Origin of the sequence: Limisphaera ngatamarikiensis (genome assembly GCF_011044775.1) — a bacterium.
Classification (GTDB): Bacteria; Verrucomicrobiota; Verrucomicrobiia; order Limisphaerales; family Limisphaeraceae; genus Limisphaera; species Limisphaera ngatamarikiensis.
This window is the reverse complement of sequence record NZ_JAAKYA010000082.1, coordinates 130,266-144,948: the sequence shown is the minus strand read 5'-3', so window position 1 is coordinate 144,948 and position 14,683 is coordinate 130,266. Positions and strand designations below refer to the sequence as shown.

Genomic DNA, 14,683 nt, shown 5'->3' with positions numbered 1-14,683 from the left:
CCCGTCAACCCACCGCCTCGCGCATCCGCGCAAACCAATCCCGGGCCGAATCCACCGGGGGGGCGGCCGCCGGGCCCGAATTCACCCGCACCAACACCTCCTCCGGCAGTTCCTGCAAAAAGCGCGAGGGCTGACAGGGCGTTCGGTCCCCGTACTTGCGCCGGCCCTCACAATGGCTCAGCTCCAACGTCTCCATCGCCCGCGTGATCGCCACGTAAAACAGCCGCCGTTCCTCCTCAATCGTCCCCTCCAGGGTCGAACGCGCATGCGGCAACAGTCCCTCCTCCAGCCCCACAATGTACACGTGCGGAAACTCCAGCCCCTTGCAGCTGTGCATGGTGATCAAGGTGACCGCATCGCCCGCCGGTTGCTCCTCCTCCTCAAACCGCTCCGCATCCAGCGTCACCGTCTCCAACGCCGTCTGCAGCCGGTCCAGAGCCGATCCCTCCACCTCCGCCGTCCCGTTGCCGCGCTGCATCAGATCGGTGAGAAACTCCCGCACATTCTGCACACGATTTTCCCCGGCTTCCGCATCCTTCTCCGAACGCCGCAACATCTCGAAGTACCCCAGACGCTCAAAAAAACCAATCCAGGCCTCCGCCCCAAAGGCCGAACCCGTACCCGGCCCGACCAAACTCCACGCCCGCCGCGCCTCCTCTATGGTCTCCACAAGGCCCACCATCGCCTGCCGTGCCCGGGCGGTAAACCGGTCGCTCGTCATGGCCTCGCGCAGAGCATGATACACGGGCACATGCCGCTCCACGCTCAAAGCCAGCACACGCTCCATCGTCTCCTCCCCCAACCCGCGCGGCGGCACATTCGCAATCCGCAGCAGACTCACGTCATCCTCCGGATTGACCAGCGTCTTCAACCACGCCACCACGTCACGAATCTCCCGGCGATCGAAGAAACTCTGCCCCCCAACCACCCGGTACCGCACCCCCGCCCGCCGCAACGCCATCTCCAGGGGCCGCGCCTGACCGTTCGTCCGAAACAAAACCGCCTGGGCCGACCACGGCACCCGCTGCAACAGCCGCTTCCGCTCGATCGCCTCCACCACCCCGGCCGCCTCCTCCGCCTCATCCGCGTACACCCGCAGCACGATCTTCGCACCCTCACCCCTGCGGGACCACAACTGCTTTGGCCGCCGTCGCGCGTTCTGCCGGATCAGGGCGTTGGCCGCACGCAGGATCGTGTTCGTGCTGCGATAGTTCTGTTCCAACCGGATCACCCGCAGCTCCGGAAAATGCGCCTCCAGATTCAACACGTTCGTCAAATCCGCCCCGCGCCACCCGTAGATGCTCTGATCGTCATCCCCCACCACGCACAGGTTCCGATGCCGCGCCACCAAACACCGTAACAGCTCCAACTGAACCGCGTTCGTGTCCTGATACTCGTCCACCAGCACATACCGATACCGCTCCTGACACTCCGCCAGCACGTCCGGATGCTCCCGAAACAACCGCAGCGGCAACAACAACAGGTCATCAAAATCCACCGCGTTGCAGGCCCGCAGCCCCTGCTCGTACGCGGACCGCACCCGCTCCGCCAGCAACCGGCTCTCCTCATCCAGCCGCTGCCACAGCGCCACATCACCGTTGCGCCAACGGCTCAGCCACCCCAACACCACCCACGGATCCACCCGGGGCACTCCGCCGGCAAAGCGACCCAAAATCCGCCGCACCAGCGCCAACTGATCCGACTCGGAGTAAATCACAAAATTCCGCTTGTACCCCAGCCGCTCGATGTACCGCCGCAACAGTCGCACACCAAAACTGTGAAACGTGCAAATCAACGGCCGTGACCCCGCAGCCGGTCCCCCGCCGCGCCGGCCCAGCAACGTTTCCACCCGCTCCAGCATCTCCCGCGCCGCCTTGTTGGTGAACGTCACCGCCAAAATCCGGTCGCCCGGCACGCCGCGCGCGATCAAATGGGCAATCCGATACGTGATCACCCGCGTCTTGCCCGTGCCGGCCCCCGCCAGGACCAGGACCGGTCCGTCCACCGTCTCCACCGCCTCCCGCTGCTGCGGATTCAACTGGCTCAGGTTCACCATGAGAGCCGCGCAGTGTAGAGGGCACACACACCCGCGCAAGCCCGGACCCTTCCTCCCCAAAACCCCGCTTGCGGATCGGTACCCTTTTCCCATCCTCGATTCCATGAACAGGCTGCTGTGGACCCTTTCAGTTGCATGCCTCACCTGCACGGGCCAGGCCCGCGACCGCGTCCTGATCGTCGCCGACGAGTTCCCTGCCATGGAGTACCTGGCCGAACAGTGCAGGACCCGGGAACACCTCGACACCACCATCGTGCCCCAAAATCAGTTGCCGACCGACCTGGCCTCCCACCGGGCGGTCATCGTGTACATCCACCGCAACCTCGATACCAACGCCGAACAGGCGTTCATCCGTTACACCCGCGCCGGTGGCCGGCTCATCGTGCTCCATCACTCCATCAGCTCGGCCAAACGCAAAAACCCCGATTGGTTCCGTTTCCTGGGAGTTGAACTTCCCCAGGGCGACGTCAGCACGGGCGGCTACAAATGGATCGAACCCGCCACCGTGGAAATCGTCAACCTCGCTCCGGATCACTTCATCACCAGCCACAAGGTCGCATGGCCCCACAACATTCCCTACCGACGCGAAACCGGCGGCGAAGAACAACCCCTGCCGGGCATGATCCTCGAGCAAACCGAGGTGTACCTGAACCACACCTTGATCGGCCCCCGAACACCCCTGCTCGGCCTCAAGTACCGCGATCCGGTCACCGGCCGGATCTGGATGCAGGACCGCGCAGGATGGATCCGGCCGGCAGACTCCGGCTGGATCGTCTACTTCCAACCCGGCCACAGCATCCGCGACTTCCAACAACCCGCCTTCACCCGCCTGATCCTCAACGCGATCCTCTACCAGCCGTGAATTCAACCGGGGCAGGGCCCCGACAATGACCCGCCCGACCGGGGCTGAATCTCCCCGGCGCCCCACCGCAAACCCACCGCAAAGGCCGGGCCCGCACCCCACACGCCACGCACAGAAAGCCGGATCGTTCGGCCGAGATCGTAAAAAATGCCCCTCCCGGCCCGGCTGCCCTTGAAGTTCAGCGAAGCCCCGGGGGCATGTTCACCACCTGATCGTCATGAAGCGCAAGGATCCCCATCCCCCGGCACAACAGGGCCATCCGCCGGCGCGACAAATCCACCGCACAAACCTGATCCTCAAACTGCACCAGCACCAGGTCCCCGGGTAACTGAACCGCCTGCCAGACACTGTATCCCCCAAACGGCGTCATCACCCGGACAGCTACCATTTGGTCTCCCCGCCTCGCCCACAGGCCCATCTCCGGCCACATGCTCCAATGAACTTCCCACGGGCTGCCACCTTCGGGCCCCGCTTCAAACGGCTTCAGTCCCCAACGCCAATAATACGAAGTACGCTGCGCCATTTGAGGCGAAACCTTCTCCAGCGAACTCACACGCGGCCAGACCCGCTGGACCGGGTCCTGCCTGCGCACGACCGCCAGGTCCCAATCATTGGTGTGGCCTTCCGACGGGACCAGTCCAAGGTGATCCTGCCAGGGGTCAAATCCGTCCAGATCGGCAATCCGCACGCCCGGTTGGCCGTCCAACCTGGCGGCGTAAACGTGCCTGCCATCCGTCGAAATGTAGAACGCTACCACATTCCGCGGCAGCTCCAGCTCTGCCGGCCGTACCAAGGACCAGCCTGCGAAAAGCCAACTCAGGCTCAGAAGATAAAAGCCCCCAAACAACACCAGGTAGGAACCCGTCTGCACGAGCAGCGAAGATTTGACACTGGTCTGGAACCAGTGCTCCAGCCGCCGGCAACACAATGCCACAAATGGCCACTCCAGCACCACGGTCGCAACATACGCGGCCACCAGCAGACACCAGCCTGCCCAACGCACCGTGTACACGTCGGGATGCCACGTCTCAAACAGAGCAGTGAATCCCCAGAATCCCGCCCACGACGAAAGGTAGCTGGCCAGGATCATCCAACCAACACACCTCCGAAAGCTCAAACCCGCAATCCGCGCTACCAACCAACCCTCGGCACAACCGAGCAGGGCGTTGCCGAACAACAACTGAAACGCCGTGCCCCAAACCAACGGTGTGCCCACGTCGGCCCGGGCCCTGACGGGCAGCACCAATAAGAACACCAACACCAGAGCCCAACGCAGCCTGCAACTCACGCCCAACCCGACGTCCACAACCGGCTTCCCGGCTGACGCGTCACCTTTCTCTCGCCCGCCCCTGCTCCTCATGCCGGTGCCCATGAGACCCGCCACAAATCCGCTCGCACGTAGAAGCCCTCCCCAAACCGGTCGCCTCCACCAGTTTGACCGCCAAGGTGCCACCCCTTTTCCCAAAGGCAACCCGACAACCCCACCCATCAAGCCCGCCATTCATTCAGCCCCCGACTCCCAACCACAACCACGCACCCCAACCGGCGGCACGCCCACAAGTCCCGAGGCTCGTTTCCCGTGCCCCGTCACGTCACAAGCCTGTCCCGAGCGGATAACACCGGGTCCAGCCCGGACCACCAAAGCCAGCCGGGTACCATTCCGACATCGCCCGAACCCGACCACGAAAACCGCGCCTTTCTGTGGCCGGTTCACCCGCAATCCCCGTTGCATCTCCGTGGGTCAACCCTGTATCCGCCCGGCACGTCCCCGGAGCCGGTGAACCACCATCCAGATGCCGTGAGCCCCCAGTCGCGCCGCCAACACCCTTCACCCAAAAGCAAGGGCGCGGTTTGAACCGCGCCCTGCTCGCCCGAGCCAAGTAGCAACCGGGAGGAACCTCTGAATCAGCTCTGGAACCGGCGGCCGCGTAGCAGGACAAACAACAACCCGCCACCCAAACCCAGGGCCAAAACACTCGGTTCCGGAACCACGGCATAAACCTTGGCACCAAAATCCATCGGGATGCCCCACTGGTTGGTCTTCAAGAGCCAGCCGTTGAGCGGATCGTTCTCCCAATAGCTCGTGTAATTGTTGCCCACGGTCGGAGGGCTGTACACATCCAACCCCGCCCGTTCACCCGCGCCCGAATCGACGTTCAGGAATTGAACGCTCCAGGTGAACGAATCAGGCACAATCACCGGGTTGCCCGAATTACCGGCCAGTAGAGTGGCATAGTCCAGAAGGATGGTCTGCCGAGGCGTGGCAACAATGGGGAACCAACCGCTGTCGTACAGGATCGTTCCCGGCGCAATGAACGTGCCGTGGCTCGCATAAAAGGCATCGTTGGCGTAAAAGCGCACGCGAATCTGCTCGTCGCCGGAGAAATTCTCGCCCCAGTACTGAAACTGGAACAACGAAATCATCCGCTCCGGCCCGGAGGCGAGGATGATTTCATCCCCCACCTCCACGGTGCCGGGATTGAACCGCACCAGCTGGTCATTGGAGGAATTGTCGTACACCAACGTCTGGGCGGCGGCCACCGCAACAAAGCCACCCACGAACCCGGCTGCCAGCAAAACCTTGATCCTTTTCATTGTTCCCACTCCTGGCTCAGACGTTTCGGACTCCTTTGTATGACGCCGCCAGATTATGAAGCAAGTCACGGCCTGTCAACGGTTTTTGCAAAAAAATTTTTGCGGCCACCACGCCCGGTTCCCGCGCTGCCGGTCCTCAAAACCAAACCCTCGACCCCCGCTTCAGCGCCCTCAAACGCCCGAGAAAACGGGAACCCCATCACCGCACGACAACAGCTCCGGAGAATGCCCCGGCACCAAACCATCCCCCGCCGCATCCGGCCCAACACCATGAACGCAGTCCATCCGAGGAACCGAGGAACCCGCCTTCAAAGCCCACAAACCTTCCACCATTCGAGTTCCCCTGATCAGAGCCGCCAAGGCGAGCGACCGCTGTATGGCCGTCACCCTGAAGCCGCGACATCTCCAGCATTGAAGCCCCATCGCTGGTCTGGTTGAATGGCCGCTGCAATGAAGTTGACCGGATCCAGCGCCACCGCCGAGGCGTGGTCGGAACGCCGGCAGGCGGCCCTGCTCACGCTCCTGGGCGACGAAGACCCGGCCGTTTTTGACGCCGTCCGTGAACATCTGATCGCCCGCGGACCCGCCGTCCTGCCCTGGCTGCGCCAACAATTGGCCCATTCCGATCCCCTGCTCCGCCGGCGCGTACGCGAAATCGTGCTGGAACTGGAACGCCGCAATGCCGACGATCAGTTCCTGAACTTCTGCCTCCGGAGCCCGGAACATCTCGACCTCGAGCTCGGGCTCATCCTTTTGGCCCGTACCCGCGATCCCGAAATCAACCCGGAAGGGTACCAGGCCCTGTTCGACAGCTACACCGCCACCCTGCGCGAACGCATCAAACCCCGCAGCCACGCACGCACCCGCATCCACGTGGTCAACGCCTTCTTTTTCAATGACCTCGGCATCCTTGCCAGCGAAGAATTCGCCCTGCGGCCCGAAGCCAGCTACCTCGACCAGGTTCTCGCCACGGGCCTGGCCAGTCCGATGGCCGCCGGGGTGTTGTACCTCGTGCTCGGACGCCGCCTCGGCCTGCCCCTGACGGGCATCCCTCTGCCGGGGTTCTTCTTCTGCCGATACCAAACGTCCACCAGCGAGATCTTCATCGAGGCGTCCCACGAAGGCGCCCTCATGAGCCGCGCAACCGCCCTGCGCAGGGTTCGCGAGCAAATCCCGGACGCCACCGAGGCCGACCTCAAGCCGGTCACGACCCGCCAGTTGCTGGCGGTCTTGTGCGCCCAGCTCTACGCCGCCCATTCCAGTGCCGGTCAGCCCGCCGAGGCCGACCGGCTCCGCCGATACCAACTGGCCCTGGAACGAAAACGCGGATGATCGCAATGCCGGGTTCCGTCATGGCCCGATCCAACTCCAAACATCGCCCGTCCCTCCGACGCCTGCTCCTGGGCCGACGCCTGTCACCGGAGGAAAAGGAGCGCCGCCGGTTTTACCTGCTCCCCGGCATGGGCGGCCGGGCGTACTTCCGCAAACAACGCCGGATCCGACTCGCCGCACTCGCCGTGGGCCTGGTCGTATCCGCCTTGGTGGCCCTGTTGCTCTGGATACTCAACAGCCAGCCTTTCCCCCGCTGAAAAATGCGCCCCCCTCTTGGCCGGCACCTCCCGCCGGCGCCTCCCACCCCAACAGGCCACAGCTCGATCGCAACGAACCCTTCCCTCGGCTTCCTTTCCCCAAACCCGCAAAACAACCTCAGAGCCGGTGGCCCGCGCAACGGGGCGTGCCCGGCGAACTAAACTCGGGACCACCCGGGCAATCAACCGAAACGCAATGAACTGAGACCTCAGCCCCCCGTGCAAGGTCTGCCGGCTTGACTTCAACCCGTGTCACGTCCCTTCCTGCTGTGCATCATGTCCGAGAACGTAACGACGCCCGACAACGACCGGTTTTACGTTGTATTGATGGCCGGAGGCCGCGGGGAACGGTTCTGGCCGCTGAGCCGACGCCGTCTGCCCAAGCATCTGGTCCCGATTTGGAACGGACGGTCCCTCCTTCAACGGGCCGTCGAGCGCGTGGAACCCCTGGTCCCCCGCGAGCGCATCCTCGTCATCACCACCGCCGATCAAGCCCCCAAGGTCCGAACCCAGCTCAAGGACCTGCCGCGCTCCAACCTGATCGTGGAACCCGTCGGACGCGACACCTGCGCCGCGGTCACCCTCAGCGCCGCCATCGTCAGCGCCCGCTGCCCGGACGCCACCATGGCCATGCTCCCGGCCGATCACATCATCCACGACACCGACCGCTTCCGCCAGGTCCTCCGGGATGCACTGTTGCTGGCAGCCCGCCAACCCGTCATCGTCACCCTGGGAATCCCGCCCACTGAACCCGCCACCGGTTACGGCTACATCCGTGTGGGCGAACCCTGGCAGAACGGGACCGAAAATCTCCCCGGCAGAACCCGATTCCACAAGGCCGATGCGTTCGTGGAGAAACCCCCGCCCGAACGGGCCCTCGAGTTCCTCCAAACCGGTCGGTACCGCTGGAACGCCGGCATGTTCGTCTGGGGGGTCCACACCCTGCTGGAGGGACTCCGCGAGCACCAGCCCCGCATCCACGCCGCAGCCATCCGATGGGCCGAAACCGCCCGAGCCCGTCCCGGCCGGCTCCGAGTCCTCCTGACCCGCGAATACCCGGAACTGCCGCGCATCTCCATCGACTACGCCCTCATGGAAAAGGCACGCAACGTGGTCGTGGCCGACGCCACCTTCGACTGGGACGACGTCGGTTCCTGGACCGCCCTGGCGCGGCATCTGCCCGCAGACGAGCACGGGAACGTCTGGAAAGCCGGATGCATCGCCATCGACGCGTCCAACAACTTCGTTTACGACGACCGCCCGGCATCCCGACGCACGCCCGTGGCCCTGGTGGGCGTTCGGGACATGGTCCTGGTCCTTGCGCGGGACGCAGTCCTGCTGGTCCACAAGGACCAGGCCCAAAAAGTCCGCGACCTGGTGCGCACACTCGAACAACACCCCCAGTACCAAAAGCTCCTGTAAACGCGGGAAACTGACGCCAACGCCATCCGCCCACCGGCCGCGTGCTGGGCCACGCCCCCAATCAGGAAGGGTCTCTGGGGTCCGTCACCCTCCACCGGGCCAACCACCCGGATCATCGCCCCAAACGTGGGCCAACCCCGAAACCTCCGGGACCTCGGAAGCGACCCCCGGGGTTCAGGACGCCGCCGGCTTCGGCAGTTCCGAAGTTTCCATGCCCACAACCTCCGCCTCGGCAAAGTCCCGGCCCAAAGCCCCGGGTTCCTCACCCTTGTGCTGGCGCGCCAGCAACATGTACAGGGACGGTATCACCAACAACGTGAAAATCGTGCCCAGGGCCATCCCACTCACAATCACCAAACCGATGGAGTTCCGCGCCGCCGCCCCCGGACCGCTCACCAGCACCAGCGGGAAATGCCCGGCCACCGTGGCCACACTGGTCATCAACACCGGCCGCAACCGGATCAGGGCCGCCTGTCGAATGGCCTGAAGTTTCTCCAAACCCGCCCGCTGCAGTTCATTCGCAAATTCCACGATCAGGATCCCGTTCTTCGACACCAACCCCACCAACGTCACCAGCCCCACCTGCGAGTAAATGTTCAACGTCGTGGTCCAGCCCGACGTGAAAAACGGCGTGTTCGGATCCGGCATCCGCAGAAAACAGAAGACCAGGGCGCCAAACATGGCCAGCGGCACCGACCCCAGCAGGATGATCAACGGATCCCGGAAACTGTTGAACTGCGCCGCCAACACCAAAAAGATCAACGTCAACGCCAGCGCAAACGACGGCAGGAACTTGCTGCCCTCCACGCGCAATTGCCGGGACTCTCCCGTGTACCCGATCTGATACCCCGCCGGCAGGATCTCCGCCGCCTCCCGCTCCAAAAACCGCAGCGCCTCGTCCAGGGGCCGGATGGCCACACCGCTCAGTTTCACCGCGTTGAATTGCTGAAACCGGTGCAGGGCCCGCGGCCGCGTCCGCAACTCCAGCCGCGCAAATGTGCTCAGCGGCACCGGTTGCCCGTCCGGCCCCCGCACGTACGTCTGCTCAATCTGTTCGGGCGTCAATCGTTCCACCCGCAGCGCCTGCGGAATCACCTTGTAACTGCGCCCCTGCAAACTGAACCGATTCACGTAATTGCCGCCCAGCAGGGTCGCCAAATCCGAGCCCACCGACGCCAGGTCCAACCCCATGGCCGCCACCTTGTCCCGGTCCAGCACCAGTTCCACCTCCGGCTGGTCCAGCTTCGTATCCAGGATCGGCGGAAACGCAAACAACCCGCTGGCCGCCGCACGCCGTTGCAGCTCCTCGGCAAACCGCAGGATCTCCTCCGGCTCGGCCGTCGAACCGATGACAAACTCCACCGGAAACGAGCCCGCACCCGGCAGCGGTGCCGGCGTCACCACCATGGTGCGGATCCCCGGGATGCGGTTCACCGCCTGCTGCACCTCCGGCACCACCTCAAACACCGTGCGTTGTCGTTGCGCCCAGGGCTTCAACACCAACCCGCTGAAGCCGTTGTCACCAAACGTAATCTGAAACGTCTGCAGCGCCTCCGGCACCTTCATGAGCTCCCCGTTCAACAGCTCCGTGTAGAACGTCGTCTGCTCCACCGTGGCATTCGCCGGCGCCTCAACAATTCCGAAGATCACGTTCTGATCCTCTGCCGGCGCCAGCTCCCTCGGCGCCATCTGATACATCGGGATCACCAACAGGCTCAGGCCAAACCACAACGCGTACACCGCCGGCCGATGCGCAAGCGTGAGATCCAGCACCCGACCGTACCCGGCCTTCAGCCGGTCAAACATCCGGTTCACCCAACCGGCCAGCCCCCGCGACTCCCGCGCGGCATCCAGCAACCGCGCCGACATCACCGGCGAAAGTGTCAGCGCCACCACCCCCGAAATGAACACCGCACCCGCCAGCGTGAAGGCAAACTCCCGAAACAACGCACCCGTCAGCCCGCCCTGAAACCCGATCGGCGCATACACCGCCGCCAACGTGATCGTCATCGCAATCACCGGCCTCACCAGCTCCCGCGCACCCAACACCGCCGCACGCACCGGCGTCAGCCCCTCCCGCACGTGCCGCTCCACGTTCTCCACCACCACAATCGCATCGTCCACCACCAAACCCACCGACAACACAATCGCCAGCAACGTCAGCAGGTTCAGCGTGAACCCGAACACCTGCATCAAAAACACCGCCCCGATCAGCGAAACCGGAATGGCCACCAGGGGGACCAGCACCGACCGCAACGACCCCAGAAACAGGTAAATCACCACCGCCACGATCAACAGCGTCTCCGACAGCGTCCGCAACACCTCCCGAATCGAGTTCTCAATGTACTCGGTCGCGTCATACGCAAACGCCACCTCCAGCCCGCTCGGAAGATCCTTCTGGATCGAATGTACCTCGGCCCGCACCCGCCGGATCACATCCAGCGTGTTGGCCGTCGGCAATACCCATACCCCCATGAACACCGCGCGCCGACCCGACATCCGCACCTCACTGTCGTAATCCTCCGCCCCCAGCACCACATCCGCCACATCCCCCAGCCGGATCAGCCGATCCCCCACCCGGCGGATCACCAGGCTCCGGAATTCCTCGGCCGAGCGCAAATCCGTGTTGGCCGTCAGGTCCACCTGCACCAGCGCACCCTTCGTCCGGCCCACCGCCGCCAGAAAATTGTTCGCCTGCAGCGCCCGTCGCACATCCTCCGGCCCCAGCCCATACGCCGCCAGCCGATCCGGCTTCAGCCAGATCCGCATCGCAAACGTCCGGCCCCCCAACACATCCGCCCGTTGCACCCCCTCAATTGCCGACAACCGCGGCTGCACCACCCGCACCAGATAATCGGTGATCTGGTTCGCCTCCAACAAATCCGAGGTAAAACTCAAATACGCCGCCGCAATCGCACTCTCCGCGTTCTCAATGTTGATGACCGGAATCTCCGCCCCCGGCGGCAGGTCCCCACGCACCTGGTTCACCCGCGAGCTGATCTCCGCCAGCGCCTTGTTCGGATCATAGTTCAACTTCAGCCGCACGGTGATGGTGGAAACCCCCTGGCGACTGACCGACTCGATGTAATCAATGCCGTCGGCAGCCGCGATCGCCCGCTCCAGCGGCGTCGTCACAAAACCCCGCACCAGGTCCGGACTGGCCCCCACATAGACCGTCGTCACCGTGATGGCCGCATTGTCGCTCCGCGGATACTGGCGCACCGTCAGCGTGAACATCGCCTGCAGCCCGCCAATCACAATCACCAGGCTCACCACCACGGCCAAAACCGGCCGCCGGATGAAAATGTCCGTGATCGTCCTCATCGCCCGTTCAGCCCTCGGCCGGTTGCGGCTGCAAACTCGGTTCCGGCGTCGGTACGTCGGTCAGCGTCACCCGCATGCCGTTCCGCAACCGGAACACACCGGCACTCACCACCCGCTGACCCGGCTCCAACCCGGCCGTCACACTGATGAAATCGCCCCGGCGCCGGCCCAGCTTCACAAACTGCTGCCGGACCACCAGAACCCCCGACGCGTCGTTCGTCGCAGCCTCCACCACAAACACCGAGTCCCCATACGGCGCATGCAACACCGCCGGCGCCGGCACCACCCGCACCATGTCCGCCTCCGGCAACACCACCGCCGCCTCCACATACATCCCCGGCCGCAACGCTCCGTCCGGATTCGGCAACGTGGCCTGCACCCGTAAACTTCGCGTGGCCGGGTCCACGTCCGGATCCGTCGCCGTCACCACGCCGCGAAACGTCCGGCCCGGATAGGCATCGGCCGTCACCTCCACCGCCAGGCCCGGACGCACCTGCGCCACCGCCTGCTGCGGCAGCGCAAACTCCACATACACCGGATCCAGCGCCTGCAGGGAAACAATCGGTGCCCCCGCCTGTAAATACTGGCCCACATGCACCTCCCGAACCCCCAACCGACCCGCAAACGGCGCACGCACCGTCTTTTTGTCAATCGTGGAACGAATCGCCGCCACCCGCGCCGCCGCCCCTTTCCACGCCGCCTCGGCCGCATCCAGCTCCGCCTGGGACACCGTCCGCGCCGCATGCAACGCCCGCACCCGCTCCAATTCCAGCCGCGCCAGCTCCGCCTCCGCCTCGGCCTGACGCAACTCCGCCTCCTCCGTCGAGGTGTCCAAACGCACCAAAAGCGCCCCCTCGGCCACCTCCGACCCCGCCTCAAAGGCCACCTCCCGGATCACCCCGGGCAACTCACTGGTCACACGCACCCCTCGCACGGCCCGCACCGACCCCACCGCAGTCCACAATCGCGGCCAGCGTTCCTCCCGCACCTCGAACACCGACACCGCCTCGGTCGGCGGCGGCAGGTTCCGCGCCTGCGCAATCATCGTGCGAATCTGTAACACCTTGATCCCCGCCAGCACGGCCGCCACACCGAACCAGATCAACACAGCCCAGGCTATCTGCTTTTTCATGACCGCTGTTCCAAACCGTTACCCGTGCCCGCTCCGGGGCCGCGGGACCCGGCCGCCACGGCCCGCCGCGGCGACCGCACGCCCGCACCTCCCAGGAACAAATCCACCAAACGCTCCGGCAAATCCGCCCCCGGCGGTTCCTCATCAAAAATCAACGAAGCCGCCAGAAACGTATGCGCCAGGCCGAAAAACGCGTGCGTCAGCTCCCTCGCACTCAACGCCTTCGTCAATTCCCCCCGCCTCTGCGCCTCCGCCAGCGCCGCACAAACCACCTCAAAATTCCGCCGACACAAATGCCGGCCGTCACACTCCGCAGGCACCTCCCCCGGCGCGGCAAACGTCGTCGCCATCCCCAGCTGCAACCATTGCCGGTTCTCCTCAAAGGAATCGAACCAGGTCCGCATCGCCGCCACCAGCCGTGTCCGAAGGTCCGCCGCCGACGCCAGCGCCTCCTCCAACCGCCGCCGGCGCAACTCATGCGCCCCGGTTAACAGGGCACGAAACAGGGCCGCCTTGTCCCGGAAATGATAATAAAGCGCCGGCTTGGACACCCGCGCCGCACGCGCAATGTCGCCCATGGCCGTGCCGGCGTAGCCGCGCTCGGCAAAACACCGCAGAGCCGCCCGCAGGATCCGTTGGCGGGTCCGCTCCCCGTCTGTCCGATCCGTGCCCATCGAAAAATTGACCGAACGGTAGGTCAGGAACGCCAAAAGTCAAGGGGCACGAAACTCAGAAGCGAAACTCAAAAGCCACCACCACCGTCCCACGGGCCAAAGAACCCGACCGGTGGTACCCACCCGACACACAAATCACCCCGCCGAAAGTCAAAAGCCCGGAATCACGCACCAGCCCAACCCCCGAGCCCGCGCCACGTCCCGAACCCGAGAGAGGGCCGCAACGCCCGTGAACCACCTTTGCCCGGCCGGAGCCCCAACCCGCCCAATCCCGGGCCGGGCCCTCCCCAACAAAAAACCGGTCGCGGTCAAACCGCGACCGGTGTGCGCAAAACACGCCCCAAACCGCATCAATCCGCGTATTTCACGCTGCAGCCGTACGGCCGGGTCTGCGTAACCTCGGGTTTCTCCCCGGCCAACAATTTGTTGACCACCTCCCGCACATAGTTGCGGGCCTTGCGGGGATCCCCGCTGCTGGAGGGTTGGTCGTCGATGGCTCCCTCGTAAACCAGGGTGCCATCCTTGTCGATCACGAACATATGGGGCGTGGTGCGCATCCCGTAAGCCTTCCCGATGGCACCAGAGCTGTCATCCAACCAGGCCGTGGCCTTGATGCCCAACTCGTTCCATTCCTTCTGCGCGGCCTCGCGCGTCCGATAATCGCCATGCCCCGGATGCACCGAATTGACCACAAACCAGACCACGCCCTTCTGGGTCAACTCCGCCTGCAATTCCTGCATGGCACCGGGCTTGTAATGTTTCCGCACAAACGGACAATTGTAGTTGTACGACTCCAGCACGACGATCTTGCCCTTGTAATCGGACAGGCGATGCGTCTTGCCGGTGATGTCCGTGGCGGTGAAATCGGGCGTCGGCTTGCCCACCTCGGCGGCCGCCCACGCCACCGCCACATAACCGCTCAGGCACAAGGCAGTCAGGATTCGTTTCATGGCTTTTCCTCCGCGTCCAAGGTTTGCACTCGTGAAGCAACCCTAACACTCAGCGATAGTTTGTCAAACTCACGCGGCC

General features: G+C 64.4%; 11 protein-coding genes. 4 read left to right on the top strand and 7 right to left on the bottom strand.

Annotation, left to right across the window (positions count from 1 at the left end; genetic code table 11):
• Positions 1–4 precede the first annotated feature (4 nt).
• A complete protein-coding gene (locus tag G4L39_RS12660; protein WP_165108623.1) occupies positions 5–2,056 on the bottom strand; it encodes an ATP-dependent helicase in 2,052 nt (683 codons plus the stop codon).
• A gap of 103 nt (positions 2,057–2,159) precedes the next feature.
• Between G4L39_RS12660 and G4L39_RS12655 the strand changes: the two genes are divergently transcribed.
• Positions 2,160–2,918, top strand: coding sequence for a ThuA domain-containing protein (locus tag G4L39_RS12655; RefSeq protein ID WP_165108621.1), 759 nt, complete (start codon positions 2,160–2,162; stop codon positions 2,916–2,918).
• A gap of 178 nt (positions 2,919–3,096) precedes the next feature.
• Here the strand turns inward: G4L39_RS12655 and G4L39_RS12650 are convergent, their stop codons facing one another.
• Both G4L39_RS12650 and G4L39_RS12645 read right to left on the bottom strand, forming a co-directional pair.
• The gene (locus G4L39_RS12650; RefSeq protein WP_165108619.1) at positions 3,097–4,224 is read right to left on the bottom strand and encodes a hypothetical protein; all 1,128 of its coding nucleotides are present in this window, start codon (positions 4,222–4,224) and stop codon (positions 3,097–3,099) included.
• 599 nt (positions 4,225–4,823) lie between these two features.
• Complete coding sequence (locus tag G4L39_RS12645) at positions 4,824–5,513, bottom strand: hypothetical protein (RefSeq protein ID WP_165108617.1); 690 nt, start codon at positions 5,511–5,513, stop codon at positions 4,824–4,826.
• Between the two features lie 450 nt (positions 5,514–5,963).
• Here G4L39_RS12645 and G4L39_RS12640 point away from each other — a divergent pair, with 450 nt between their 5' ends.
• The 3 genes from G4L39_RS12640 to G4L39_RS12630 all read left to right on the top strand — a co-directional run bounded on the left by G4L39_RS12640 (position 5,964) and on the right by G4L39_RS12630 (position 8,524).
• Positions 5,964–6,845 carry a transglutaminase family protein gene (locus tag G4L39_RS12640; protein WP_165108615.1) on the top strand — a complete coding sequence of 294 codons (882 nt, stop codon included), beginning with the start codon at positions 5,964–5,966 and terminating at the stop codon, positions 6,843–6,845.
• Positions 6,842–7,102 (top strand): hypothetical protein, encoded by a 261-nt coding sequence (locus G4L39_RS12635; protein ID WP_165108613.1) that lies wholly within the window; start codon positions 6,842–6,844, stop codon positions 7,100–7,102. The genes G4L39_RS12640 and G4L39_RS12635 overlap by 4 nt, the downstream gene beginning before the upstream one ends.
• 249 nt (positions 7,103–7,351) lie before the next feature.
• Positions 7,352–8,524: a sugar phosphate nucleotidyltransferase gene (locus tag G4L39_RS12630; protein ID WP_165108611.1), complete on the top strand. Its 1,173-nt coding sequence runs from the start codon at positions 7,352–7,354 to the stop codon at positions 8,522–8,524.
• Between the two features lie 174 nt (positions 8,525–8,698).
• Here G4L39_RS12630 and G4L39_RS12625 read toward each other — a convergent pair whose 3' ends face one another.
• The 4 genes from G4L39_RS12625 to G4L39_RS12610 form a co-directional block, all read right to left on the bottom strand.
• On the bottom strand, positions 8,699–11,848 hold the full coding sequence (locus tag G4L39_RS12625; protein WP_165108609.1) for an efflux RND transporter permease subunit: 3,150 nt from the start codon (positions 11,846–11,848) through the stop codon (positions 8,699–8,701).
• A gap of 7 nt (positions 11,849–11,855) precedes the next feature.
• Complete coding sequence (locus G4L39_RS12620; protein WP_165108607.1) at positions 11,856–12,980, bottom strand: efflux RND transporter periplasmic adaptor subunit; 1,125 nt, start codon at positions 12,978–12,980, stop codon at positions 11,856–11,858.
• Positions 12,977–13,690 (bottom strand): TetR/AcrR family transcriptional regulator, encoded by a 714-nt coding sequence (locus tag G4L39_RS12615; protein WP_165108605.1) that lies wholly within the window; start codon positions 13,688–13,690, stop codon positions 12,977–12,979. The genes G4L39_RS12620 and G4L39_RS12615 overlap by 4 nt, the downstream gene beginning before the upstream one ends.
• Positions 13,691–14,004: 314 nt before the next feature.
• Positions 14,005–14,604 carry a redoxin family protein gene (locus tag G4L39_RS12610; protein WP_165108603.1) on the bottom strand — a complete coding sequence of 200 codons (600 nt, stop codon included), beginning with the start codon at positions 14,602–14,604 and terminating at the stop codon, positions 14,005–14,007.
• Positions 14,605–14,683 lie beyond the last annotated feature (79 nt).